This window comes from Chryseobacterium indologenes (assembly GCA_016025055.1).
Taxonomy (GTDB): domain Bacteria; phylum Bacteroidota; class Bacteroidia; order Flavobacteriales; family Weeksellaceae; genus Chryseobacterium; species Chryseobacterium indologenes.
The window spans coordinates 247,521-272,364 of the sequence record CP065590.1 but is presented as its reverse complement, the minus strand read 5'-3'; the positions used below and the strand labels follow the sequence as shown (position 1 = coordinate 272,364).

19 protein-coding genes and 4 pseudogenes are annotated in these 24,844 nt (G+C 37.8%); 15 read left to right on the top strand and 8 right to left on the bottom strand.

Features of this window, described 5'->3' with window-relative positions; translation table 11 throughout:
* Nucleotides 1-183: 183 nt before the first annotated feature.
* Both H3Z85_01215 and H3Z85_01210 read right to left on the bottom strand, forming a co-directional pair.
* Nucleotides 184-1,770 (bottom strand): patatin-like phospholipase family protein, encoded by a 1,587-nt coding sequence (locus H3Z85_01215; GenBank protein QPQ52163.1) that lies wholly within the window; start codon nt 1,768-1,770, stop codon nt 184-186.
* Between the two features lie 281 nt (nt 1,771-2,051).
* On the bottom strand, nt 2,052-2,951 hold the full coding sequence (locus H3Z85_01210) for a magnesium transporter CorA (protein QPQ52162.1): 900 nt from the start codon (nt 2,949-2,951) through the stop codon (nt 2,052-2,054).
* A gap of 73 nt (nt 2,952-3,024) precedes the next feature.
* Between H3Z85_01210 and H3Z85_01205 the strand changes: the two genes are divergently transcribed.
* The gene (locus H3Z85_01205; GenBank protein ID QPQ52161.1) at nt 3,025-4,047 is read left to right on the top strand and encodes a ketoacyl-ACP synthase III; all 1,023 of its coding nucleotides are present in this window, start codon (nt 3,025-3,027) and stop codon (nt 4,045-4,047) included.
* Nucleotides 4,048-4,172: 125 nt separating this feature from the next.
* Here H3Z85_01205 and H3Z85_01200 read toward each other — a convergent pair whose 3' ends face one another.
* Nucleotides 4,173-5,333, bottom strand: coding sequence for a thioredoxin fold domain-containing protein (locus H3Z85_01200; protein QPQ52160.1), 1,161 nt, complete (start codon nt 5,331-5,333; stop codon nt 4,173-4,175).
* Between the two features lie 297 nt (nt 5,334-5,630).
* Here H3Z85_01200 and H3Z85_01195 point away from each other — a divergent pair, with 297 nt between their 5' ends.
* Nucleotides 5,631-7,256, top strand: a complete 1,626-nt coding sequence (locus tag H3Z85_01195) for a helix-turn-helix domain-containing protein (protein ID QPQ52159.1) — start codon at nt 5,631-5,633, stop codon at nt 7,254-7,256.
* Between the two features lie 392 nt (nt 7,257-7,648).
* Here the strand turns inward: H3Z85_01195 and H3Z85_01190 are convergent, their stop codons facing one another.
* The 3 genes from H3Z85_01190 to pruA form a co-directional block, all read right to left on the bottom strand.
* Entirely contained in the window at nt 7,649-7,858 is a 210-nt protein-coding gene (locus tag H3Z85_01190) for a hypothetical protein (GenBank protein ID QPQ52158.1), read from the bottom strand.
* Between the two features lie 227 nt (nt 7,859-8,085).
* Nucleotides 8,086-8,301 carry a cytochrome C551 gene (locus H3Z85_01185; GenBank protein QPQ52157.1) on the bottom strand — a complete coding sequence of 72 codons (216 nt, stop codon included), beginning with the start codon at nt 8,299-8,301 and terminating at the stop codon, nt 8,086-8,088.
* 302 nt (nt 8,302-8,603) lie between these two features.
* Nucleotides 8,604-10,229: an L-glutamate gamma-semialdehyde dehydrogenase gene (gene pruA, locus H3Z85_01180; protein ID QPQ52156.1), complete on the bottom strand. Its 1,626-nt coding sequence runs from the start codon at nt 10,227-10,229 to the stop codon at nt 8,604-8,606.
* A gap of 406 nt (nt 10,230-10,635) precedes the next feature.
* Here pruA and H3Z85_01175 point away from each other — a divergent pair, with 406 nt between their 5' ends.
* From H3Z85_01175 to H3Z85_01115, 13 genes and pseudogenes are all read left to right on the top strand, one after another.
* Nucleotides 10,636-11,001 carry a hypothetical protein gene (locus H3Z85_01175; GenBank protein QPQ52155.1) on the top strand — a complete coding sequence of 122 codons (366 nt, stop codon included), beginning with the start codon at nt 10,636-10,638 and terminating at the stop codon, nt 10,999-11,001.
* A 158-nt stretch (nt 11,002-11,159) separates the two neighbouring features.
* A pseudogene (gene ureA, locus H3Z85_01170) lies at nt 11,160-11,461 on the top strand (urease subunit gamma).
* A 12-nt stretch (nt 11,462-11,473) separates the two neighbouring features.
* Nucleotides 11,474-11,842, top strand: a complete 369-nt coding sequence (ureB, locus tag H3Z85_01165) for an urease subunit beta (GenBank protein QPQ52154.1) — start codon at nt 11,474-11,476, stop codon at nt 11,840-11,842.
* A gap of 1 nt (nt 11,843) precedes the next feature.
* Nucleotides 11,844-13,564: pseudogene (gene ureC, locus H3Z85_01160) on the top strand (urease subunit alpha).
* A 112-nt stretch (nt 13,565-13,676) separates the two neighbouring features.
* The gene (locus H3Z85_01155; protein ID QPQ52153.1) at nt 13,677-14,327 is read left to right on the top strand and encodes a hypothetical protein; all 651 of its coding nucleotides are present in this window, start codon (nt 13,677-13,679) and stop codon (nt 14,325-14,327) included.
* On the top strand, nt 14,317-14,826 hold the full coding sequence (gene ureE, locus H3Z85_01150) for an urease accessory protein UreE (protein QPQ52152.1): 510 nt from the start codon (nt 14,317-14,319) through the stop codon (nt 14,824-14,826). Before H3Z85_01155 ends, ureE begins: the two co-directional genes overlap by 11 nt.
* Before the next feature lies 1 nt (nt 14,827).
* Nucleotides 14,828-15,517, top strand: coding sequence for an urease accessory protein UreF (locus tag H3Z85_01145; GenBank protein ID QPQ52151.1), 690 nt, complete (start codon nt 14,828-14,830; stop codon nt 15,515-15,517).
* 136 nt (nt 15,518-15,653) lie between these two features.
* The gene (gene ureG / locus H3Z85_01140) at nt 15,654-16,292 is read left to right on the top strand and encodes an urease accessory protein UreG (protein ID QPQ52150.1); all 639 of its coding nucleotides are present in this window, start codon (nt 15,654-15,656) and stop codon (nt 16,290-16,292) included.
* Nucleotides 16,293-17,071 (top strand): annotated as a pseudogene (locus H3Z85_01135) (urease accessory protein UreD). It abuts the gene before it with no gap.
* A gap of 62 nt (nt 17,072-17,133) precedes the next feature.
* The gene (locus H3Z85_01130) at nt 17,134-17,835 is read left to right on the top strand and encodes a hypothetical protein (GenBank protein QPQ52149.1); all 702 of its coding nucleotides are present in this window, start codon (nt 17,134-17,136) and stop codon (nt 17,833-17,835) included.
* A 232-nt stretch (nt 17,836-18,067) separates the two neighbouring features.
* Nucleotides 18,068-18,955: an urea transporter gene (locus tag H3Z85_01125; protein ID QPQ52148.1), complete on the top strand. Its 888-nt coding sequence runs from the start codon at nt 18,068-18,070 to the stop codon at nt 18,953-18,955.
* A 219-nt stretch (nt 18,956-19,174) separates the two neighbouring features.
* Entirely contained in the window at nt 19,175-21,418 is a 2,244-nt protein-coding gene (locus H3Z85_01120; protein ID QPQ52147.1) for a TonB-dependent receptor plug domain-containing protein, read from the top strand.
* 106 nt (nt 21,419-21,524) lie between these two features.
* Nucleotides 21,525-22,412, top strand: a complete 888-nt coding sequence (locus H3Z85_01115; protein QPQ52146.1) for an AraC family transcriptional regulator — start codon at nt 21,525-21,527, stop codon at nt 22,410-22,412.
* Between the two features lie 135 nt (nt 22,413-22,547).
* On the opposite strand, the pseudogene H3Z85_01110 reads toward H3Z85_01115, so the two are convergent.
* Nucleotides 22,548-23,653: pseudogene (locus H3Z85_01110) on the bottom strand (DNA topoisomerase IB).
* A gap of 199 nt (nt 23,654-23,852) precedes the next feature.
* Nucleotides 23,853-24,290 carry a hypothetical protein gene (locus tag H3Z85_01105; GenBank protein QPQ52145.1) on the bottom strand — a complete coding sequence of 146 codons (438 nt, stop codon included), beginning with the start codon at nt 24,288-24,290 and terminating at the stop codon, nt 23,853-23,855.
* Between the last annotated feature and the right edge of the window lie 554 nt (nt 24,291-24,844).

Here is a 24,844-nt window from a genome sequence, read left to right as displayed (position 1 = left end):
GCTAATCAGAATATAAAAGTAGAAAAGCTAATTATTTTTTTTGTATTGTAAGTTGAATCTACTTGATTAGCCCTTGTTCTTTAATTTAGGGGAATATTGATTAATTCCCCTCTTTTCTATGGTGATCATTGCATTTCAATAATTAGTTTCAACTGATATTTTTTCTGAAATACTCAAAATTCCTTATCCCACAGTTGGCGTATCTTCTTCTTTCAGAATTTTTTTCTCTTTCATGGTGAGCATCATTCGCTCATATTTATATTTTTCCCAGTCAAATTGATTCAAAAAATCCAGGGCTGCCTGGAAACCTCTGTTGAAAAGATCTTCTTTTTCTTCCTTTTTCATAAAGAAATTCAGCCAGCTGCTGGTTCCGCAATTAACGGTTTGTATACTGTAAAGTCGGTAAAAACTGTGCTTGGTGAGAAAAGTCTTATCATTAAAACCTTTCAGGGTACTGATGATATTCCCGGCATAACTGAAAGGAGTAGCCATAATTTCTTCACTTGTTTTTCCTCTTTCAGAAAGGATACCGGAATCGCTGGTGAGCTGTACCGCAAAGAGAGGAAGACGCGGATAGAACACTTCATCTGCGTGAAAAAGATCAATCGGAAAGTTGGAAATACTGCCACCATCGATAAATACACCCACAGAATTAATATCTTCCTGTTTGGTATTCATCCAGAACTTCCAGGCATACTTTACAGAATCATCATTTTTGTTGATGCTTTTCTGAAAAGGTTCAAAGAAGAAAGGAACAGACATGGATGCTCTCACGAATTCAGCCGGGCTGATGTGCTTGAGTTCCTCTTCCGACCAGTACAAATTCGCCATAGTAGGCAGTTCTACCTTTATTTTGGCATTAATATCCGTCGTGATGACCACATATTCCGATCTGAGTTGGTAAAAAGGATTATTTCTGTAATAATCATTGTTTACAACGCTGTTATAGAATATTTTGTACCTAGTTTCATCAATGTGTTCCTGATTTTTAACCTTAATCTTTTCGATACTTTGAAGCGCAATGGTATAATATTCATCCCTGTTTCCGTACCGGTAATTCAGGTTAAGATTATATTCTTTCTGGATGAATTTTTCATTGAGGTTGGCTACCGTCTTTACTCCGAAACCATCAAGCGCATTTTTCATGGTATCTAAAAAGACATTTCCGGGGTTCAGACCGCTGTTTTCTTTCCTGAAGTTATGATACAGTTTTTTGATACAGAAAAATAAGATTAAGGCTGGAACTAATGGAATAAGGAACATCAGCTTTGCATTCAGTATCGTCCCTGAAGGAATAGCAAAAGGAGTAATGATAAGAATGACAATAAAAATAATAGCCAGGATAGCATTGATTTTAAAGAAATTCTTATTATTCAGCATGGCATGGAGTGTCGTCTTTACATACGTTTTTCCATCCATAAAATCTGAAAAATCCCAGCTGAACAAAATGTCTTTAATAACATCGCTCTTAGCCTCTTCTTTTGTTCTGCAGGCGGCTATAAGCATGGTATTTATTGCTCCTGCACTCGTTCCGGCAACTTTCAGAAAACGGACCCCGAAGATTTCCAGTCCATACAGATAACCTACCAGTGCACTTCCCCAGACACCACCGCCTTCCTGTACAAATTCCACATACTGATGACCATATTCATCTAAAAGATCTGAGAACTCTTTAGAAGAAATATTCTGATGCAATGCCACTAGCTTATCTTTGGAGGCTCCGGATAGAGAATCATCTTCCAGAATTGTATTCAGGTCTTCAGTTTTCATAGTATTTTATTTTGGCGTGTTGCTTTATGGTGTGCCTTGGGGGAAGCAGTCCCTAAATTACTTAATTATTTGTAAAATCAAGAGTGTTTTTTAATGCAAAGTTCGTAATACATAAAGTTTTTGCCACGAATTCACGAATAAAAATTATTCGTGAATTCGTGGCAAAAACCGTTCACTTTTTCAGCCGTTCTGTCAGATACACTAATATTCTGCTGCAAATAGAGGATACAAAATGACTGGCAATTATAATGACTTTTAAGCCTTGCGCAGTCTTAAAAAATCTACCATTGTCTGCGTCTCACATAGATGAAAGTGCTGATCACTACCGTTGCCATTACTCCCAAAGTAATAAAATAACCATGTTTATGATGGAGTTCGGGCATATTTTCAAAGTTCATACCGTACACTCCGGCAATAAAGGTAATAGGTAAGAAATATACCGAGTAAATGGCAAGAACCTTCATAACCTGGTTGGCCTTTTGATCTGAAAGAGCCAAAAACATAGAAATAAGGTTGGTGATCTGTATATTCAAGTGATCAAAATCGGCGACAACATCTTTATGTTTATCCTTTAAATCGACAATTTCAGAATCCTGAAGGTCCAATAATTTAAACTTGTCTATAGCATCTGTAGAAATGACCAGAACCCGTGAGTTTAGCCCGGATTTCCGCTTCAGTTTATACAATCTTCGGATCTGGCTTGTATGGTTTGTATTTTTAAGGAAAATCTCATTCTCAATATTATCCATAGTTTCAAAAAGGCTCAAAGATTCATCATCAAAACTTTTCATAATCAGAATAGCAATCATTAAAAGTACTTTTTGTGGGGTGACATCTTCCTGAATCGTTGCAATCGTCTTTTTAGTATCGGAAATACTTCGCGTTTTCATCCTGTGTACCGTGATAATAGTATTTCCAAGCAGAAAAACTCCTATTTTAGTGCTGATATCACTGATCGTATTGAGGTTTTTCCTTTCCAGTTCCGTACTTTCACGAAGAAGGAAAAACTTTACATTTCCGTCTTCCTCATACTTGGGAAGGTGGTTGGGGTCTATGGTATCTTCCAGAAGGAGGTTGTTGATCTCATATCTTTCATGAAGGAATCTAAGGTCTTCTGCAGTGGGAGACTCTACATCTACCCACTCACAGTGGGCACTTCTGTATATTGTTTCAATTGGCATAAAGTAAAAATACTAATATTTTGAAATACTATGTTTTAAATAAGTTTTATCTTTGCCAAAATTAAAAAACTATATGATTAAAAGTACCATAAAAGGTGTAGGATTTTATGTTCCGGATAATGTTGTGACCAACGACGATCTGGCAAAACTAATGACCACAAATGACGAATGGATTACGGAAAGGACAGGTATTAAAGAAAGAAGACATCGTAAAAATAGAAATGATTCTCAGGAAACAGCAGCTTACCTAGGGTATAAAGCTGCTGAAAAAGCTATTAAAAATGCAGGGCTCACTGCGAAGGATATTGACTATATTGTTTTTGCCACTCTTTCTCCGGACTATTATTTTCCGGGATGTGGAGTATTGCTTCAGGATATGCTGGGATGCGATACCATTGGTGCTTTGGACGTAAGAAATCAATGTTCAGGATTTGTATACTCGATGAGCGTTGCGAATGCCTTTATTAAATCAGGAACATATAAAAATATACTGGTTGTAGGAGCTGAAGTTCATTCTTTCGGACTGGATTTTTCTGACGAAGGAAGAGGAGTATCAGTCATTTTCGGAGACGGGGCAGGGGCTATTGTTCTTTCTGCCACAGAAGATGAAAATGCAGGAGATGTATTAGCTGTAAATATGCATTCCGAAGGTAAATATGCGGACGAGCTATGCACACAGTTCCCGGGATCCAAGTTCGGTTGGAGCGACAGAATGAGAAAAGAGCCGGAAAATGTTACCAACAAAGAAGTTTATCCTATTATGAACGGAAACTTTGTATTCAAACATGCGGTAACACGATTCCCTGAGACTATGATGGAAGCTTTGAATAAAGCCGGAAAATCAATTGAAGATCTGGATATGTTTATTCCCCATCAGGCAAACCTGAGAATTGCTCAGTTTGTTCAGCAGAAATTCGGATTACCGGACGATAAAATCTTTAATAATATTCAGAAATACGGGAACACAACTGCTGCTTCTATTCCGATTGCTTTAAGCGAGGCTATTGAGCAGGGAAAAATTAAAAGAGGAGACCTAGTCCTTCTTTCTGCTTTCGGTAGCGGATTTACATGGGGAAGCGTTCTTTTTGAATATTAATCGGCGGAAAGAATGAAGGAATAAAATTCCTGACTTAAATATAAGCTGATTTTTGTTTTTATCAATACAATAAAAAAACCGCAGAAACTATTCTGCGGTTTTTACTTTTTTATCCTGAGCCGTGTTTAGAGGCTCTTCAATAATTTCTCTGTATCAGAAGAATCCTGACCGGTGCTTTTCGCCAGTTCAATAGATTTTTCAGCCCATAATTTTGCATTTTTCTTATCTCCGATCTTGTTGTAAAGATTGGCTAAAGTATCTGTATTGGCATAGTTCTGATTTTTTTTAACAGACTCCTGTGCCCAGGCCACAGCCTTATCCAGAGAAGCTTTATTATCTACATTTTCAAAGAAATTCCAGGCCAGTGAATTCAATTCTTCGGAACTTGTAGCAGAGATATCCTTATAAAGCTCAAGAACCAGTTTCTCATATGTTGGAATATCCTTGTTTTTTAAAGCTCTGTTGGCCTTCATCCTTTTTAACACTTTATCAGCTTCTTCCTTGCTTAAAAACTTTTGAGTTTCTGTAAGGAAATAGGTATCATCCCATGTTTTGGTGTCAGCATTGTAAGCTTTCTTTGCTATTGTATTTAATTGGATATTCTTATCAATTTTTTTATATTGATCCTCCGGGAAAATTTTAGTGATATCAGCTTTTTTGTCCTGGAATATTTTGTATACGGGACTTTCAGTACTTTGAGTGGCTGCAAGAAGTAATTGAACATCATCCTGATCAAGAGATGCTTTCTGTTGGAAATAACGGTTGAGGACCTTCCCTGCAAAATCAGTGTCATTATAAATGGTGAGCATCGCCAGATTCTTCAAAAATTCAGGATCTTTTTCCCCATTTTCAAATTTTTGCTTTAATGCTGTTAATCTTTTACCCGGATCTTCAGCATCTTTTGCAAACTGGATGAAATCCTTTTCTTCCACATAACCCAGCGTTCTGTGTACGGCCTCACCGTTTCCGTCTATAAACAGGTAGGTAGGGAAGGCTTTAACATTATACTTTTTAGCCAGATCAATACCTTCACCTTTTTCCATATCAATTTTAGCATTGATAAAATGCGAGTTGTAATAATCTCCCACGTTCTTAAGCGGAAAAATATTTTTTACCATAAGCTTACATGGTCCGCACCATGATGCATAGGCATCTACGAAAATAAGTTTGTTCTCTTTTTTTGCTTTTGCCAGGATAGACGCAAAGTTGCCGTCTTCAAATTTAATTCCCTGTGCAAAGGCTATAGCTCCTATAAACAGGGATGAAAGTATTGCTATTTTTTTCATAAAACTTTTTATTCATTCCATGCAAATGTAATCAATATGATGACAATTAAGTTGGTCATATCAAAAATAATTCGGTGAGAAGATTGTTTTTAATATATATTTAAGATGGTAAAAAAAAAATCATTTACTATTTTAAACATATTATTAAAATTAATGTAAATTTATTTTTTAGTTAAATGATTAAATTACAGTGGAATATTTTAATTAAAACTAAAATATTAGTAGTTTTGTAAAAAACAAAAAAGACACCCAATGAAAAAATGATGAATTATTATAAAAGTAATAATTTGTTTTTTTATGCCTAAAAGATTACTGAAATTTTTGTTTTTGCTTGCTACAGCAATTCCCCTATTTGCACAGAAAAAAGACCGTTTCGAACAGATCTGTGAGAGAACTTCTGTGGTAACCTCCCATAAAAACCTGCCCCAAGCATTAAAAACTGCTGACTCCCTTTATATGGCCGCCCAAAAACCGGAGGAAAAGGTGAGAAGCCTGATTCTTTCATCGGAACTTTATCACTATGCAGGAGAATTTAAAAAAGCCATCTGCTACAGCGAAAATGCGCATTCACTAATCAATCAGATGAACAGCCAGGAATGGTTGGCATACATCAACCGGCTTTTGGCAAAACAATACCGTCAGGTAGGTCTTCAGGAAAGATCAAAAAAATATATTGTAAAAGGCCTCGAAGCCTCTCTGAAAATTACCGATCCCCATAAAAGAAGTGAAATGGCAGGATTGCTCAATCAGGAAATGGCCTATTACCAGATGGAAATGGGACATTACACGGATGCCATTCGCTCTATTGAATCCTCATTACAGTATTTCGGGAAAATAGAAAGCGAGCGGGAAGATAGAACGGAAGCAGCTTCTTATCAATTGTTGGGTGATATCTATTTTAAACTTAATGACTATCCCGTTTCTGAAAATTATTACCGAAAGGCCGAAAAATTACTGAAGGAAGGAAGCTGTATTTTAGGCCTGGTATATAACGGCCTGGGAGGAATACGCTTGAAACAGGAAAACTGGAAAGATGCCGAACTGTATTTAAAAAAAGCTGAAAAAATTGCAGATACTTCCCGTAGCCTTAAACTTAAGAAAGCAGTATATTCTAACATCAACGATTATTACGAAGGAACGGGTGATGACTTCAAGGCTTCTTTGTATGCGATAAAATATGTAAGGGCTTATGACAGTATTGCTGCCCGTAACCAGGGGTTCGGAATGAAAGATCTCGAAGCTCCGCTCACTAAAAATACCAAAAAAACTAGCGGAATGAATGTGGTGAAAAATACGGCTATTCTTCTTCTTTTCGTATCGCTCGTCGGACTGATTATCTTTTTCAGGGTTACTCAGAAACGGCAACGTTCAAAACTAAGAAGCATTATCAGAACACAATTACGCCCGATTACCCATAATGTACACCTTTTCAAATCGAATGATAATCTTGAGTTTGCCAATATTTCTGTGGAAGAAATTGATGAAAAAGACAGCGAAGCCGATAGGAGAAGGAATGATTCACTGATGACTTCCGAAACAGAATCAAAATTACTGGAACTTCTTGAAGAATTTGAAAAAGGACAGCTTTACAACAACAAAGGCATGTCCCTGTCTTTTCTTGCCGGAGAACTAAATACCAATACCAAATATCTTTCTTACGTCATTAATCAACACAAAAATACCGATTTTAAAACCTATATCAATCGTTTACGAATCAATTATATTGTGGATAAACTGATTAATGATGAGAAGTACAGACAATACAAAATCAGTATTCTTGCAGATGAGTGCGGCTTCTCTTCACACAGTAAGTTTGCGGCGGTCTTTAAAGCGGTCACCGATTTTTCCCCTTCAGCCTATATCAAGCATCTTGATGCTGAAAATGGCTCAGACCGGAATATCCATTTTCGCGAAAATGATTAAAAGCAGGTGATTTTTTTCATCCGTACTTGCTATTTTCGCGAAAATGGCTAACCTAATATTTTATCTGATGCGCCTGCTACACTATCTTTGTGGCAGTTTTAGAGGGAATGTCTAGCAGTGTACTCCAACTGATTTCTTTATTTTTCTGAAGGAATTTTTTCAGAACGTAAAGCATACTTAAAACAAAAACACCAGCCCGAACCATGAAACTTTATATAAGGTGCTCGCGAGTATTTCATTATTTGGGATAACTTCAGTTCCTCTTTTATCAGGTTAAAAAGATATTCTGATAAGGGATTCGTAACAATATAATCGGGGTTGATTGCCCGGTTTTTTTTCAGTCAAGTTTTTTTAAGTGCAAATCCGCAGAACATCTGCGGATTTGTGGTTTTTTATTTCGTTTTTGTACGGTCTGTTTTTGCTTGGGTAGTATCGGGAGTGGCTGTTGCCGGCTCAGAATTAGCTACTGCAGAGTCTCCCATTTTGTTTCTTAAAGAATCTTTATTGTGAGCATCCTTAAATTCTTCTCTTTTCTCCTTGTTTTGAGCACAGCTTCCCAGAAAAAAAAGTGCAAGAATGGCTCCTATCCATAATTTGTTCATAATTCTATTATTTTGAATGTTTGGTTTTAATCAAATATAAGCATTTTATAAAAGATAAAAGATCTTGTTGTTAAATAATTACTATATATTCGGATCTCAGCATAATTAAATGATTTCATTTGGCTTTAGCCCAAACCTCTTACAATCTTTATCCTCATATTATTCATCAAAAAATCTGCAGAGCTTTCATCTGCAGATTTTCCATTTTAAATTAAACGATATAAAATCTATTTGACAGGAGCCATCACCGCTGAATCCTTTTTCATCTTGATACTGTCAGGATTCATTTTCTTTGTCTTCATCGTGTCTGTGGCAACTGGTGACATTGTTCTGGATTTGTCCATTGCAGAATCACGGGTACCGGTCGACATAGATGACTCTTTGGTTCCACAGCTCACTGCAAATATGCCTATTCCGATAGCTGTTAGCAATAACTTTTTCATACAATTTTATTTTGGGGTGTATTATGAAAAAACAACTATTATTCCTAATATGGGTTATAAAGTCGTAAAATATAGGTAAAGTTTGTTAAAAGATGTTAGGTAAGTGGAGATTAGAGGTATTAGAGTATTAAAGTAGGTGCGGACCAAATTGATTTCTATCAAGACAATTAATCTTAAACCTTGTACTTTGAATCTTGAAATGCTGTAAACCCCATCATTCATAAAAAAGCCCCGAAACCGAAATTCCGAGGCTGTATTGAAAGAACAGGCAACAATTCTCATTACCTATTACTCATTACTTATTATCCTAAGTATGGATATTTGTAGTTTTTAGGAGAAACAAAAGTTTCTTTTATGCTTCTTACAGATGTCCATCTTAGAAGATTCATTTTCGAACCTGCTTTATCGTTAGTTCCTGAAGCTCTACCACCTCCGAAAGGCTGTTGACCTACTACAGCACCTGTTGGCTTGTCGTTGATGTAGAAGTTACCGGATGCATTTTCCAACGCTTTATAAGCTTCAGCAATTGCATAACGGTCCTGAGAGAATACAGAACCTGTTAGTGAATAAGGAGAAGAAGAATCAACTAATTTTAGTGTTTCTTTCCAGTCCTGATCTTCATATACAAATACAGATAAGATTGGTCCGAAGATTTCTTCTACCATACTTTCGTACTGAGGGTTTGTAGTTTCAATTACCGTAGGGTGTACAAACCATCCTTTAGCATCGTCGTATTTACCACCGATAGCTACTGTAGCTTCACCTGAAGCATTCGCTCTGTCGATATATCCTTTGCATTTCTCGAAAGAATTTTTGTCAATTACAGCGTTCACGAAGTTAGATGGATCTTCAGGAGAACCGATTTTGATCGTGCTCATCTGAGCTTCCATTACTTTTTTCACATCAGCCCAAAGAGATTTAGGAATATAAGCTCTTGAAGCTGCAGAACATTTCTGCCCCTGATATTCGAAAGCACCTCTTACCAAAGCAGTAGCCACAGCTTCTACGTTAGCTGAAGGGTGAGCAATAACGAAGTCTTTACCACCCGTTTCTCCCACGATTCTAGGATAAGTTCTGTAGTTGTGGATATTATCACCGATCATTTTCCACATTCCCTGGAATACCTTAGTAGATCCTGTGAAGTGAAGACCTGCAAAGTCTTTGTGTGCCAATACTTTTTCAGCTGTTTCTTTACCATCTGTAAAGATCATGTTGATAACACCAGCAGGAAGACCCGCTTCAATCAATACATCCATGATTACTTTTGCAGAATAAACCTGCTTATCAGAAGGCTTCCATACCACAACGTTTCCTAACATAGCCATACAAGTAGGAAGGTTTCCTGAAATAGCTGTAAAGTTGAACGGAGTTACTGCAAAGCAGAATCCTTCTAATGGTCTGTACTCTACACGGTTCCAGATTCCGTTGTCAGAAACCGGCTGCTCAGCATACATTTCTGTCATGAACTCTACATTGAATCTTAAGAAGTCGATAAATTCACAAGCAGAATCAATTTCAGCCTGGTGAACATTTTTAGACTGTCCGATCATCGTAGCTGCATTAATAACATCTCTGTAAGGACCTGCTAAAAGATCAGCTGCTTTTAGGAAAATAGCTGCACGCTGTTCCCAACCTAGTGCATTCCATGCTTCTTTAGCTGCCAATGCCGCGTTGATAGCGTCATCCACATGCTGCATACCACCCTGGTAGTAAAATCCGAAGTCGTGAGCATGATCCTGAGGAGACTGAAGCTGAACTTTATTGTCAGTTTTTACTTCCTTTCCATTGATGATCATTGGGATTTCTACTTTCTCAGCCCACATCTTTTTGTAGGTGTCGATAAGGCTTTTAACTTCCGGAGATCCCGGTTCGTATGAATTTACCGGCTCGTTTACCGCTAATGGTACTTGCGAAATTGCTTTTGACATATTACGTTGTATTATTTTTTTATTAAAAGTATCTTGTATACAAATTTACGATAATTATAAGGAAAGAAAAAATACTACAGCTTTTTATCAATTAAACTAAAATTATAGGTATTGCTTGGATAATGGTGGCTTTTTTTATAAGAAAAAATAAAAAAAATGAATGTATTTGTTGTATTTATTCAAGTGTTGCAAAAAAAGCTCTGGTTTTCCATAATTATAGGAAATGGGACAATAAAATATTTGTCATAGTTCATCAACCCTGATTAAGTATTGTAAATAAAGGAATTATAACTAAATGTTAAAAATACGTAAAATTACGTTTGTTGCGATTTTGAACATTTTAAATATTTTTTTTGATAGCCTGTGATGGGAGATTGTTATAATTTTACATCATTATTTCCAGGGTATGAAAAAAAGAGTCGTATTTTTCTCTTTTATATTGTTTTTTTTAACTTTATGCACAAGTCATTTTGTACATAAGGCAAAAACTCAACCCTATTCTGACCTTTTATCAAAAATACATCTTCTTCAACAAAAATCGGATGAACATTCCCAGCCTGAAATCTACAGTTTTTCGGACGCACAGGATATTCAGGATTCCAATGATTGGGAGAAGGTAAAATTTGATTATTCCATACTTGCTCAGCAATGGTTGCACTATTTCTTTGCAAAGTATACTTTTACTGCTCCGGTTGCGGCCGTTCAAAACCGTATTTACATTACAGCACCAAGATACATTCTGTATCATTCTCTTCAAATAGCGGGCTGCTAATCCCTCATTTTTTAAACTTGTAATGATTTGTTATGGTTTGTATTGCATAAATACGGATCCATCAGACTCATTCCCAATTTACATTTTCTGAACATTTCTATTTGCCTTTTCAGAAAGGTGAACAGGATATTGTTTGTCCAATTTTAAATAAACATACTATGCACTTAACACCGAGAGAAACGGAAAAGCTTATGCTATTTCTGGCAGGCGAACTCGCTCTGAAAAGAAAAGCCAGAGGCCTAAAATTAAACTATCCAGAATCCATTGCATTGATCAGTCACTTCCTGCTTGAAGGAGCAAGAGATGGAAAAAAGTTGCTGAGCTGATGCAGGAAGGCGCCAATCTTCTGACCAAAGAGGATGTAATGCCAGGCGTGGCAGAAATGATCCACGATGTGCAAATTGAAGCGACATTCCCTGATGGAACGAAGCTGGTAACCGTACACAACCCAATCCGCTAATCCCTACTGATCATGATACCAGGAGAAATTTTTGTAAAAGAAGGCACTATTATCTGCAACGAAGGCAGAGAAACGGTGAAAATCAAAGTTACCAATACAGGAGACCGCCCCATCCAGGTAGGTTCACACTTTCATTTTTTTGAAGTCAATAAAGCAATGAGCTTTGACCGCGAAAAAGCTTTCGGAAAGAGACTGAATATTGTAGCAAGCACTGCAGTACGTTTCGAACCGGGAGAAGAAAAAGAAGTGGAATTGGTAGAAATAGGAGGAACCAAAAAAGCAATGGGCTTCAATAATCTTGTTGATGGACAGGTAGATTCTGAAGATCAGAAAAAAGCAAGCCTTGCAAAAGTTCAGGAATTAAACTTTAAAAATCAGTAAGATGAGCTTACACATAGACAGAAAACAATACGCCAATATATTAGGTCCTACAGCCGGAGATAAAATCAGACTGGGAGACACTGAAATTATTATTGAAATTGAAAAAGATTTTACCCATTACGGAGATGAAGCCGTTTTCGGAGGAGGAAAAACCGTTCGTGACGGGATGGGACAAAATGTTACTGCCAAAAGAGATGAAGGCGTTCTTGACCTTTGTATCACCGGAGCAGTAATCATCGATCACTGGGGAATCGTAAAAGGTGATATCGGAATTAAAGACGGTAAAATCGTAGGAATCGGTAAAGCTGGTAACCCTGATACCATGGACGGAGTATCTCCAAACATGATTATTGGTGCCTCTACTGAAGTGCATGGTGGAAAAGGATATATCGTAACTGCCGGAGGAATTGATACGCACATTCACTACATCTGCCCGCAGCAAATTGAAACTTCTTTATATAGTGGAATCACTACAATGATTGGTGGGGGAACAGGACCAAACGACGGAACAAACGCTACGACGGTAACTCCAGGGAAATTCAATATGCAGAAAATGCTAGAAGCAGCAGAAGAATATCCGATGAACCTTGGATTCTTCGGAAAAGGGAACTGTTCAGCAGAAGAACCAATAGAAGAGCAGGTGGAGGCCGGAGCATTAGGCGTAAAAATTCACGAAGACTGGGGAGCAACGCCTGCAACAATTGATGCCGCTTTAAAAGTAGCAGATAAATATGACGTTCAGGTTGCCATTCATACCGATACTTTAAATGAAGGTGGCTTTCTTGAAGATACAATGAGAGCGATCAACGGAAGAGTAATCCACACATTCCACACGGAAGGTGCAGGTGGAGGTCACGCGCCGGACATCATCAAAGCGGCGATGTATCCAAACGTATTACCGGCTTCTACAAACCCTACGCGTCCTTACACGATCAATACAATCGATGAGCACTTAGATATGCTGATGGTGTGCCATCACTTAAGCAAAAACATTCCTGAAGATGTGGCATTTGCAGATTCACGTATCCGTCCTGAAACGATTGCAGCAGAAGATATCCTTCATGATATGGGAGTTTTCAGTATCATGAGTTCAGACTCTCAGGCAATGGGCAGACCAGGAGAAGTTATTACAAGAACCTGGCAGACGGCAAGTAAAATGAAGGAACAGAGAGGTGATTTAGCTGAAGATCAGGGTAGCGGAAACGATAATTACCGTGCTAAAAGATACGTGGCTAAATACACCATTAACCCGGCGATTGCACATGGTATTTCAGAATACGTAGGATCTGTTGAAGAAGGAAAACTGGCGGATTTGGTCATCTGGAAACCTGCATTATTCGGCGTGAAACCTGAAATGATAGTCAAAGGAGGATTTGTTATCGCAGCTAAAATGGGTGATCCGAATGCTTCTATTCCAACACCTCAGCCGATTATCTACAGAAATATGTTCGGTGCCCACGGAAAAGCAAAATATGGTATTTGTGCCAACTTCGTATCCCAGATCTCTATCGATAACGGAACGATTGCTTCCTATGGATTAGAAAAAATGATCCTTCCGGTGAAAAACTGTAGAAATATTGGAAAAAAGATCTTATCCATAATGATAAGACTCCTTTAATTGAAGTGAATCCTGAAAACTACAAAGTAACGGTAGATGGTGAATATATCACTTGCGAACCGGCAGAGACACTTCCTTTAACGCAGTTGTATTATTTGTTCTAAGATAAATCTTATCCATAACACCTAACAGGTTTCAAAGACCTGTTAGGTTTATTTAACAACAAAAAAGATAGATCCTATAGAATTTAAAAACAATGATAGAACTACGTTCAGAATGAAATATTTAAATAAAACAGTTTTTTCTCTTGCTGTAGCCGGAATGTCATTACTGTCGTGTAATGTAAGTGCTCAGTTTTTAGGAGGACACAGGCTTAAAAGCGATGAAGAGGGACCAAAGGGGCAATTTATGGTGTACGGTTCTTTGGATTACTCAAAAATCACTACACCATCAAGCAGTAGCAGCACGGTTTCAAGTGCCCCGTTGGGAGTAGGATATTTTATCAATAATAATGATCTCATCGGAGTTAATTATGCGTATTCGCAAAACACTGTAGATCATCATGTCATGTATAAACAGAATGAAGCAGGAGTTTGGTACAGCCCTTCTGTAATGCTTGGGAAGTATTTTGTACTGATCGGGCAAGTGGATGCTCACTATGTTTGGGGGCAACAACAATCAACAACAGCGGATGCTATGCAGAATTTTAACGGATTCCGTCTTCGTGCTTATCCTTTGATCGGGATTTTACTAGGTGGAGGCTGGGCTTTGAAATTCAAATTTGCAGAACTTTCAATGCTTCAGACTAAAACCAAAGAAGAAGGCTGGACGAAAAGCTATGTAGCCGGAATCAGCGGATCAACATTCGGGGTTGGTATTTCTAAAAATTTAGACTTCAGAAAAAAATCGGCTAAAAATGATCATTAATCAAACCATAGGCAATCTTACCGAAAATCCAACGGAAAAGACTATAGATTATCTGGATCTGGAATGGTTTGAAACCACCAAAAGAATCCAACGCAAAAAGACCAGGCAGGGAGTTGATGTCGCCATCAGATTTCTGAAAGAAGGTCAACGCCTGCGTGAAGGTGATATTCTTTTCGAAGATGCAGAAAAAGTGATAGCCATCAATGTTTTAGAAACAGAAGCTATCGTAATGGCACCGGCTTCTCTTTTAGAAATGGGAACGGTTTGCTATGAAATCGGAAACAAACATATTCCGCTTTTCATTCAGGAGGACAAAGTACTGCTTCCGTTTGAAATGCCTATGTTCAGATGGCTGGAAGCAAGTGGCTTTAAACCGGAAAAACAATCTGTAAAACTGCTGAATCTTCTTAAATCCAATGTAGAACCTCACGGACACGGAAGTCTCGGTTCCACAATTTTTACTAAAATCTTAAAAATGGCTGCTCCGAAAGATGAATAATATGAATATCAATTTTTTATCAGGACTGCTTCATCTTGCGGATCCTACGCTCCCGATCGGTGGTTATACCCATTCCAACGGGCTTGAAACCTATGTGCAGGAAAGGATCGTCCATAATGTGGATACTGCCAAAGAGTTTGTGCAGAACATGCTTCAGTACAATCTTAAATTCAATGACGGAGCTTTTGTAAAACTGGCGTATAAAGCCGCAGAAAAAGGAGATTTGCAGGCACTGATCAATCTGGATAATGAATGCAATTCGATCAAATGTCCCAAAGAAATCCGTCAGGCCAGTCAGAAGCTTGGTCTCAGATTAATAAAGATCTTTAAAAGAAGGGAGAACTTCCCTTTTATGGAGGCTTTTGAAAAGGCAATCCGGAATAAAGAAGCCAATTCTCATTACTGTATCGTCTTTGGAGTCTATTCTTATCTGATGAAAATTCCTTTATACGAAGCACTTCTGGGGTTCTATTACACTTCTGTAGCCGGAATGATCACCAATGCCGTAAAATTGGTGCCTCTGGGTCAACTCGACGGACAGGACATCCTGTTTTCCCTGTATCCGGTAATGGAAAAAACAGTTTGGGAAACGATGGAGCTGGACAGAGATATGGTAGGGCTTTGTAATACGGCTTTTGATATCAGATGTATGCAACATGAAAGACTGTATTCAAGACTTTATATGTCTTAAAAAAACAAATAGGCGGAGGGGCTAATGTGAATAACCTTGCAGAATGAAACGCCCTGGCGAACGGAAAATATTCACAATCAATCAAAAAATCTTAACGCTCTCAGCGTTAAACAACAACAAAGTAAAATGTAACAAAATGGAAAACAGAAAATATATAAAAGTAGGAGTTGCAGGTCCTGTAGGATCAGGAAAAACTGCATTATTGGAACGTTTAAGCAGAAAACTATTCGGGAAATATGATCTTGGAGTAATCACGAATGACATCTATACAAAAGAAGATGCGGAATTTATGGCTAAAAACAGTCTGCTTCCTCATGACAGAATTATAGGAGTAGAAACAGGAGGTTGTCCTCATACGGCTATTCGTGAGGATGCAAGTATGAACCTTGAAGCTGTAGACGAGCTGGCAGCCCGTTTCCCGGAAATTGAATTGGTACTTATCGAGAGTGGAGGTGATAACCTTTCAGCTACTTTCAGCCCGGATCTTGCCGATGTTACCATCTTTATTATTGATGTGGCAGAAGGGGAAAAAATTCCCAGAAAAGGAGGGCCCGGTATTACCAGATCAGATTTACTGATCATCAACAAAATTGACCTTGCGCCACACGTAGGAGCAAGCCTCGAAGTGATGGAAAATGACGCAAGAAGAATGAGAAAAGGAAATCCTTTCGTATTCACAAACCTTAAAACGGATGAAGGATTGGATAAAGTGATCGGATGGATCAAAAAATATGCACTTCTTGAAGAAATTGAAGAACCGAACTTAGTAAGATAAATGGATAGTCGTTTAAACATTATCGCAGGATTCAAGGGGGAGAATCATATGTAAAAGATCTTTATGTCTCACTACCGTTCAGAGTAGTTTCTGTAGGACAGAGAAAAAGTGACAAAAAGCTTTATCAGATGGTGATGAGCTCCTCTCCGGGAATTCTGGACGGAGACCATTACCACCTGGATGTAACGATTGAAAAAGGAGCTTCCCTTCAGCTGCAGTCGCAGTCTTACCAAAGACTGTTTAATATGAAAGATAAGGCACTTCAGGAACTGAATGTCACTATGGAAGATGAAACTTCTTTTGCTTACGTTCCGCACCCTATTGTTCCGCATGAAGATTCCAATTTTAAGAGTAAAGCCCATATTCATATCGGGGAAAACAGTCAGATTATTATCAGCGAGATCATTACCTGCGGACGAAAGCATTACGGAGAAGTTTTTAAACTAAAACGCTTCCAGAACATTATGGAAATCTACCACAGAAATAAGTTGATAGTTAAAGATAATGTGGTAATTCAGCCGGATCTGATCCCAATCAGCAGCATTGGTAATCTTGAGCAATATACCCATCAGGGAACTTTAATTTTCTACAGCACAAAAGAGAATGTAGACAAAGACGGCCTGATTGAAGAAATTGTTGAAGCTGCTGCTCATCATCATGCAGACATGGAAGTAGGGGTTTCTGCGATGGAAGAAAACGGATTTGTCGTAAGAGCGTTGGGCCATGGAGGAGAATTGATGTATAATTTCTTTCTTCATGTGCAGGAAATCCTGTGGTAACGCAGAGTAGCCTTATCAAGATTTTAACCCTTTACAAGGCTACTGAAAAAATAAATTAAAAAATGGATAGTACAGTTTGGGCGCTTCTTTTGAGTGCCGTTTCAATAAGTTTTATACATACTGCTTCAGGGCCGGATCATTACCTGCCTTTCATCGTAATTTCAAAATCTAAAAAATGGAGCGGAATGAAAACAGCGATCTTAACCGTTGTCTGTGGTTTCGGGCATGTTTTCAGCTCTCTGATCTTAGGTTTTATCGGGGTGTTTTTGGGGTGGCAGCTGAATAAAATTTCGTGGTTTCAGGATATCAGAGGTAATTTTTCAGGATGGGCGCTGCTTATTTTTGGAGGCGTTTATCTGGTGTATGGCCTTATCCAGGCAATCAGGAATAAACCTCACAAACATTTTGATGTCATGGGTGATGAGGTCTATGTGTACGAACACAATCACAGTGAAATGGTAATGCCTCAAAAAAGAATAAAAGTGACCCCGCTTGTTCTTTTTATGATCTTCGTAATGGGACCCAGTGAACCTTTAATCCCGTTATTATTCTATTCCGGGGTCAAACATTCTATGTCTGAAATTGCAGTTTTGGTGACTTCGTTTACCATCACTACCGTATTGACGATGCTTGGAATGGTTCTTTTGGGACGCTATGGCTATTCAACATTATTCAATACCGAAAAGCTGGAAAGATATATGGGAGTCGTAAGCGGTGCGGTGGTAACAGTCTGCGGAATCGGAATGGTTTTTCTGGGCTGGTAAACGATTTTAAGGGTTTTAGAGCAGAAGCGTTTGAGAGGGAGAATGTTTAAGGTTCAAAGTTTAAAGTTCAGGTTTATCATCCTTTCACTGATGATTGAGGATTTTTTCTTGCTTCACCATTCACTTGCGAAGCAAAATTGATCATTGACCTTTAAGTCTACAATGTCTCTCATCTCTTCGTCTGTTATCTCTCATCTCTCTAATTACAATCATTAATACAATTAAAAAAACTATGGACGAATTTTTCAAAAAATTCCCTTTTCTGGATCATATTTTAAAAGGAATCGGGCAAATCATGCTTCAGGAAAACAGATGGACCGGGTTGCTGTTCCTGGTAGGAATCTTTATGGGAAGCTGGCAGTGTGGAGTAGCGGTGTTGCTTTCAACAGCAGCCGGAACTTTTACTGCAATGAAGCTAAAATATAACAGATCAGAAATTGACGCCGGATTATATGGCTTCAGTGCAGCGCTGGTAGGAGTAGCACTAGCCTTTCTGTTCGAAACTACATGGCTGATATGGATTCTTATTATACTGGGTGGGGCATTGGCTGCGGTTATTCAACATTTCTTTATCCAAAAGAAAATTCCGGTATTCACTTTTCCTTTTATTATCATTACCTGGGTATTGGTGTTTACGTTGCACCACTTTACCCATATTCCGCCATCTGCGATGTTGAACGCTGAGGTAGTTTCTACAAAATATGATGATTTTCTTACCTGTACCAATGGTTTTGGTGAAGTCATATTCAGGGGTGGTGTACTTTCAGGAATGATTTTCTTCATTGCCGTTTTTATCAGCTCGCCGATAGCTGCTTTGTACGGCCTTGCAGCATCGATTCTTGGAGCAGGACTTTCACAATTGAATGGGGAACCTGTAAAAGAGATTCACATGGGGTTATTCGGCTTTAATGCTGTTCTTTCAGCCATTGTATTTTCTGGGATCAAAAAAACAGACGGGTTATGGGTTTTGATCGCTGTTCTTTTAACCATAATTATTGATGATTTCCTGATTGATAATCATTACCTGGATGCAGTAGGGGGAGTATTTACATTCCCATTTGTAGCCGGAACATGGATTACCCTGTTGATTCAGAGAGTATTTCGTAAAGCAAAAGGATAGGCTGGGTTTGAGAGTGAGGGGATCTGAGAGTCTGAGAGCGAAAGGCAGAATCATTCAAAATTCAATAGTGAGACTGTTACCGTTTCAATAGCAATTGACGATTCATTTGCAAAACAAAATTCAATATTGACAAGTAAGGTTAAATGCAAATCCTGAATTCCTTGTCTTTCATCTTCGTCTATTATCTTCTCTAATTTATAATTTAACTAAAAACAAAAAATGAAAATAACTACAATAGCAGCGGCATTTCTAATCATGGCATTCAGTGGAAAAATGATGGCGCAGGAAGTAGAAAAGCAGTTGCTAATCAAAGATGCTGATGATAAATTCCCGATTGCGGATGCATTGGTAAAATATGATCACGGAAACAATCACACGCATACAGGATCAGACGGTACATTTGCCATTCCTGTAAAATCTCTTCCGGATACACTGGTGATCAGCCGCCCGGGATATGATGAGGTAAAGTGGGTAATCAGTGATGATGATAAAAATAAAGTTATTTTTTTACAACATAAACCTTTTCAGATTTCTGAAGTGGCTATCAATCACAGCTCGTTCTTATCAGCTATCACAAAAGTGGATTTGAATAAATTTCCCGTAAATTCAGCACAGGACCTGTTGAGAAAAGTTCCGGGATTATTTATTGCACAACATGCCGGAGGAGGAAAGGCAGAACAGCTTTTTTTAAGAGGATTTGATGCCGACCATGGTACCGATGTAAGCGTAAACGTAGACGGAATGCCGGTGAATATTGTATCTCATGCTCATGGACAGGGCTATTCCGATCTTCACTTTGTGATTCCTGAAACGGTTAATAATATTGATTTCGGAAAAGGAGCATATTATATGGATCGGGGTGATTTTAATACCGCAGGGTATGTTGATTTCCAAACATATAACGGGATTAAAAACAGTATGATTAAACTGGAAGGAGGATCTTTTAATTCAAAAAGACTGTTAGGAATGTTCAATATTCTTCATGATGATCTTGGAAGGAAAAATGCTTATATCGCAGCGGAATACAATTATACGGACGGTCCTTTTGATGTAAAGCAGAATTTCAACAGAGTCAATATTTTTGGAAAATATAATCAATGGCTGACGGACAATGATTATTTTAATATTCAGTTTTCAACATTCAACTCTTCATGGAATGCTTCCGGACAGATTCCGGAGCGCGCTGTAGATGAAGGCATCATTGGCAGATGGGGAAGTATAGATCCTACCGAGGGCGGAAAAACTTCAAGAACAAATATTCAGATGAATTTTAAACACGTGATCTCTCCTTCTGAGCAGATTGATGCGATGGCTTTTTATTCAAAATATAATTTTAACCTTTTTTCTGACTTTACTTTTAACCTGAAATATAAAGATCATGGGGATGAAATTCAGCAGACCGACGGAAGAAATATCTACGGAGCCGAAGTAAAATATACCAAAACGTTCTCTCTCGCCAACAGTTCATTAAACTGGACTTCAGGAATTGGGTTAAGAAACGATGATATCAATACCTTACAGCTTAATCACGTTTATCACAGAGATGTATTATTAGGCAGAATGTCTGATGTTACCGGAACAGAGACGAATCTTCATGCTTACTCAGGTCTGGTTTGGAAAACAGGAAAATGGACCATTAATCCAGCATTAAGAGTAGATCACTTTATTTTTAATATGCACAACCTTCTGGATTCTGAACAATTACCTTCCGGACAGTCAAAAGAAGCTACAAGATTAAGCCCGAAGCTTAATTTTTCATACGCCCAGAATGATAATGTAATGTGGTTTTTAAAAACAGGAATGGGATTCCATTCCAACGACTTGAGAGTTGTTGTTCCGAATAAAAACGAAAATACCCTTCCATACTCAATCGGGGCAGATTTTGGAGTAAGACTGCATCCTTTCAAATCCTTGATTATTACTCCGGCAGTATGGTTTATGGATCTGCAGCAGGAGTTTGTTTATGTGGGTGATGATGCGGTAGTAGAACCTTCAGGGAAGTCAAGACGCTTCGGTGCAGATTTGGGAGTTCGCTTCCAGCCATTGGAAAATTTTTATCTGAATGCGGATATCAACTATTCTCATGCCCGGTTTCTTGAAGAGGAAAAAGGACAGGATTATGTTCCGCTGGCTCCGGTCGTGACGAGTACAGGATCGGTAAACTGGGATTTTCTTGATGGTTTTTCATTGGGACTTCAGTACCGTTATCTTGGCTCAAGACCGGCGGTGGAAGACAACAGCATCAAAACAAAGGCGTACTTTGTGAACGATCTGATGCTTTCATACAATCGCCAGAAATGGGGGGCAAATATTCAGTTGAATAACCTTTTTAATGTAAAGTGGAATGAAGCCCAATTTGCGACAGAAACCCAGCTAAAAGGTGAAGCAGAACCTATCACAGATCTTACCTATACTCCGGGAAGCCCGTTTGGAGTAAGAGTAGGAGTGTACTATAAGTTTTAGAGTTTGAGGGTTTGAGGTTTTCAAATTCACACATCCTCAAATTTTCAAATTCTTCGATTTCTACATTACAAATTTTGTCTAATTTTAATTAATCATTACATCAGATATGGAGGTATTATCCAATTTTCAATATAAAAAGCTTTTTCTCCCCAATATCACTGAGAAAATATTAGCCAATAATGCGGATATACAACTTTATCGCATAGAGAATTATCTTAAGGGAATTCTGATGCCGGTGATTCCGTACCGTACGACTTTTAATTTTATCATTTTCGTGACCAACGGTCATATCAGACAGTACCTTGAAAATAAAGAATATCACGCTGAAAAAGGCGGCGTTATCTTCATCAAACAAGGAACAATAACCGCCACGGTAGAATTATCCGATGATATTGAAGGATTTTTTCTGGCCTATGAAAATAATATCCTTTCTGAGCAGGAGCTCCCCAAACATAAGAGCAGTATCTTCTTCATGACCCCTTTTCTGAATCTGGATAGCTTAACCTACGGAACCATTACCCAGCTTCTTCCGATTATGGAACAGGAACTCTGGTTGAATAACCTCAATATCAACGATGTAGTGGTGACCATGCTTCACCTGATTTTAATCAAGATGCTGAGCACGGATTCTGATACCCATCATAAATCGGCTACACGTCCCATGGAGCTGTCTCTGCAGTTCAGGGACCTTCTGTTTAAGTATCATGTCTGTGAGAAAAGGGTAGCTTTTTATGCTGATAAATTATCGGTTACAGAGAGTTATTTGAATAAATGTGTGAAAGGAGTGACTCAAAAATCTCCTAAACAATGGATCAATGAGATTGATATCAATTACAGTAAAGCACTTTTACATTCCAGCAAAGATATTGCTGAAATAGCTTATGAATTGAATTTTCATACCGCCAGCCATTTTACACAGCTTTTCAAAAAGATTGCAGGAATTACTCCGAAAGAGTACAGAACTCAGTTTTTGCAGAACAGGATTAATGGGTAGGCTGAAACTGAAGGCTGGAAGATGGAAGTATTTTACTCTATATATTAAAGTTAGCCTTTTAAGTGAAGTGGCTTTTAAAAACGACATTCATAACAATAGTGTATTGTAGTACTTCCAGCTTCCCTCTTCCAAACATTACATCTTTTCATTCTCAAGAATCTTGAGGACAAGCTTTTCTTCTCTTGTAAGGTCTGCCTTTCCGTCATTCTCTTCAATGATTTCCAATTCATCAAGGTATTTTTTGATGGTATTGTTTTCGTAAAGATTGATAACTAGTGGATGTACATAATATTTCCTGCATACTGCGGAAGTGTTGCCCAAATGTTCTGCAACAATGTCCAAAGCTTCCTTAACTTTCTTTTTATATTCGGTGTTGCTTTCTGCATATCCTATTTCTCTAAAAGCAATCAGGGCACTAACCGTTCCGGACCAGGTTCTGAAATCTTTAGCAGTAAAATCTTCACCACTTATTTCTTTGATATACTCATTCACCATTCCCGAATCTACAGAATGTCGGTTTCCTTCATCATCAAGATATTGGAAAAGTTCTTTCCCGGGAATATCCTTACATTTCTGAACCAGTCTTGCCAGTCTTTTGCTTCTCAGGTCAATATGGTGCATGATTCCCTTTTTGCCTTTAAATGAAAAAGTAATTTTCTGGCCTTTAACCTGTACATGTTTATCCTTTAGAGTAGTCAGTCCGAATGAGCCATATAACTTTTCATATACATTATTACCGATACGTATATTAGTTCTCTGCATAAGGCTTACAATCAATGCCAGTATCTTCCGTTTTTCAAAGCTCCTTATAGCAAGGTCCTGTTCCAGATGAAGTCGCATTTCGGGTAAGGCATAGCCAAACTGAAGCATCCTGTAAAATTTGGTATGGTTTCGCAGGGCACTCCATAATGGATGATAGCGGTACTGTTTTCTTTTTTGATGTCAAAACCTGTGGCCTGAAGATGGCCGTTATCCAGTGCGCATATCCACACGTTTTCCCAGGCGGGAGGGATCACCAGTTTATTGATCCTGGTAATTTCATCCTTATCTTTGATTTTTTCACCATCCTTATAATAGGAATATTTTTTTCCGGTTTTCTTACGCGTAATTCCGGCGGATTCTGCATCGGTGGTATATACAAGATGTACCGCCTTTGCAGAAGCTTCCGGGTCCTTCATGATTTTAACAATCTTTGATGGCTTTAAATGAGAAATGATCTCTAAATCTGTGTTCTTCTCCATAAAACATGGTTAAGAGTTTTTACCCTTCGAAAAAATCAGTAAAAGAATCACTACAATTACACAGACTAAGAGGATTCCCCACCACATTCCGGCTTTAAAAATTGTTCCTACTGCTTCACAACTTGTTAGTGTCAGCAAACTTAATATGGTTATACTGTAAAAGCTCCATTTTCTCATAGTTCAATATTTTTGGTGTTTATTAAATTCTGCTTCGGTCAGCTCTCCAGTTCTTGATGGATCTTTTGATCTCATCTCCCGAAATATTTTCGTGAAGAGCCTTGTACAAAAGCTCTTTGAATTCGTCATCATAAGCAAAACGAAGGGCTGCAATCTGGTCAAATCTTAATTTCTCAACGGTTTCATCGGAGCTGAGATTGAAAATTTCATAATAACGTTGTCGAAACTCAAGAACAACAATACGGTTCTGGAGCCCCAAAGCATAGTGCTGCCTGATCATTATCGCTAGATAAAAAAGCAGAAAGATCACCACGGAAAACAGAATCCATATCAGCGGATTCTGAGGATCATTCCATATTTTATATAATCCGAAAATTTCCAGTATTATTAATAAAGGAAGGTATATAAAATGATGAGGAGGATAAAATTTCCTGTGATTCTTGTAGTTCTGCTGTTTCATAAGGTAGAACGCTGCAATAATCTTTCCAAAAATCTATAAAAATGATAATGTGGTAGTTTTTTTTAATAGAAATGTATTATTTAATTAAATATGTTTGAAATTTTAATGTTTTTGAAGAATTTGTTTTATAAATTTAGAAGTAATTTGTTTTTAACTCCAAAAAACTAAAGTATTCCAAACATTTTGTGCTTTTTATGGTTTTATTTTCCCGCAGATAAAATAGATTACACAGATTTTTTTGCTTCCGTACATTGAACATATATATAATCTATATTTTTAACACTGTAGTCCACTTGAGAAAGTTGATAATGCTACTGAATAGATAATTTTACTTTAGAGAAAATCGGAGATTTTCAAAAACTTTCGTGTCCTTTTTATGCGTAAAGTTTGTCACTTAAAATACCTTAAGTGTTCAAAAACTTTTGTGCCTTTTGTGGTTAAATAATCAGCAACAGTACTCCGAAAATTACATTATCAGGATTTCAAATAATTATTACAAAAAAAATAACATGTTATAGTGGAAAATAGGGTGCTGATTTAAGCTTTTGACTTTA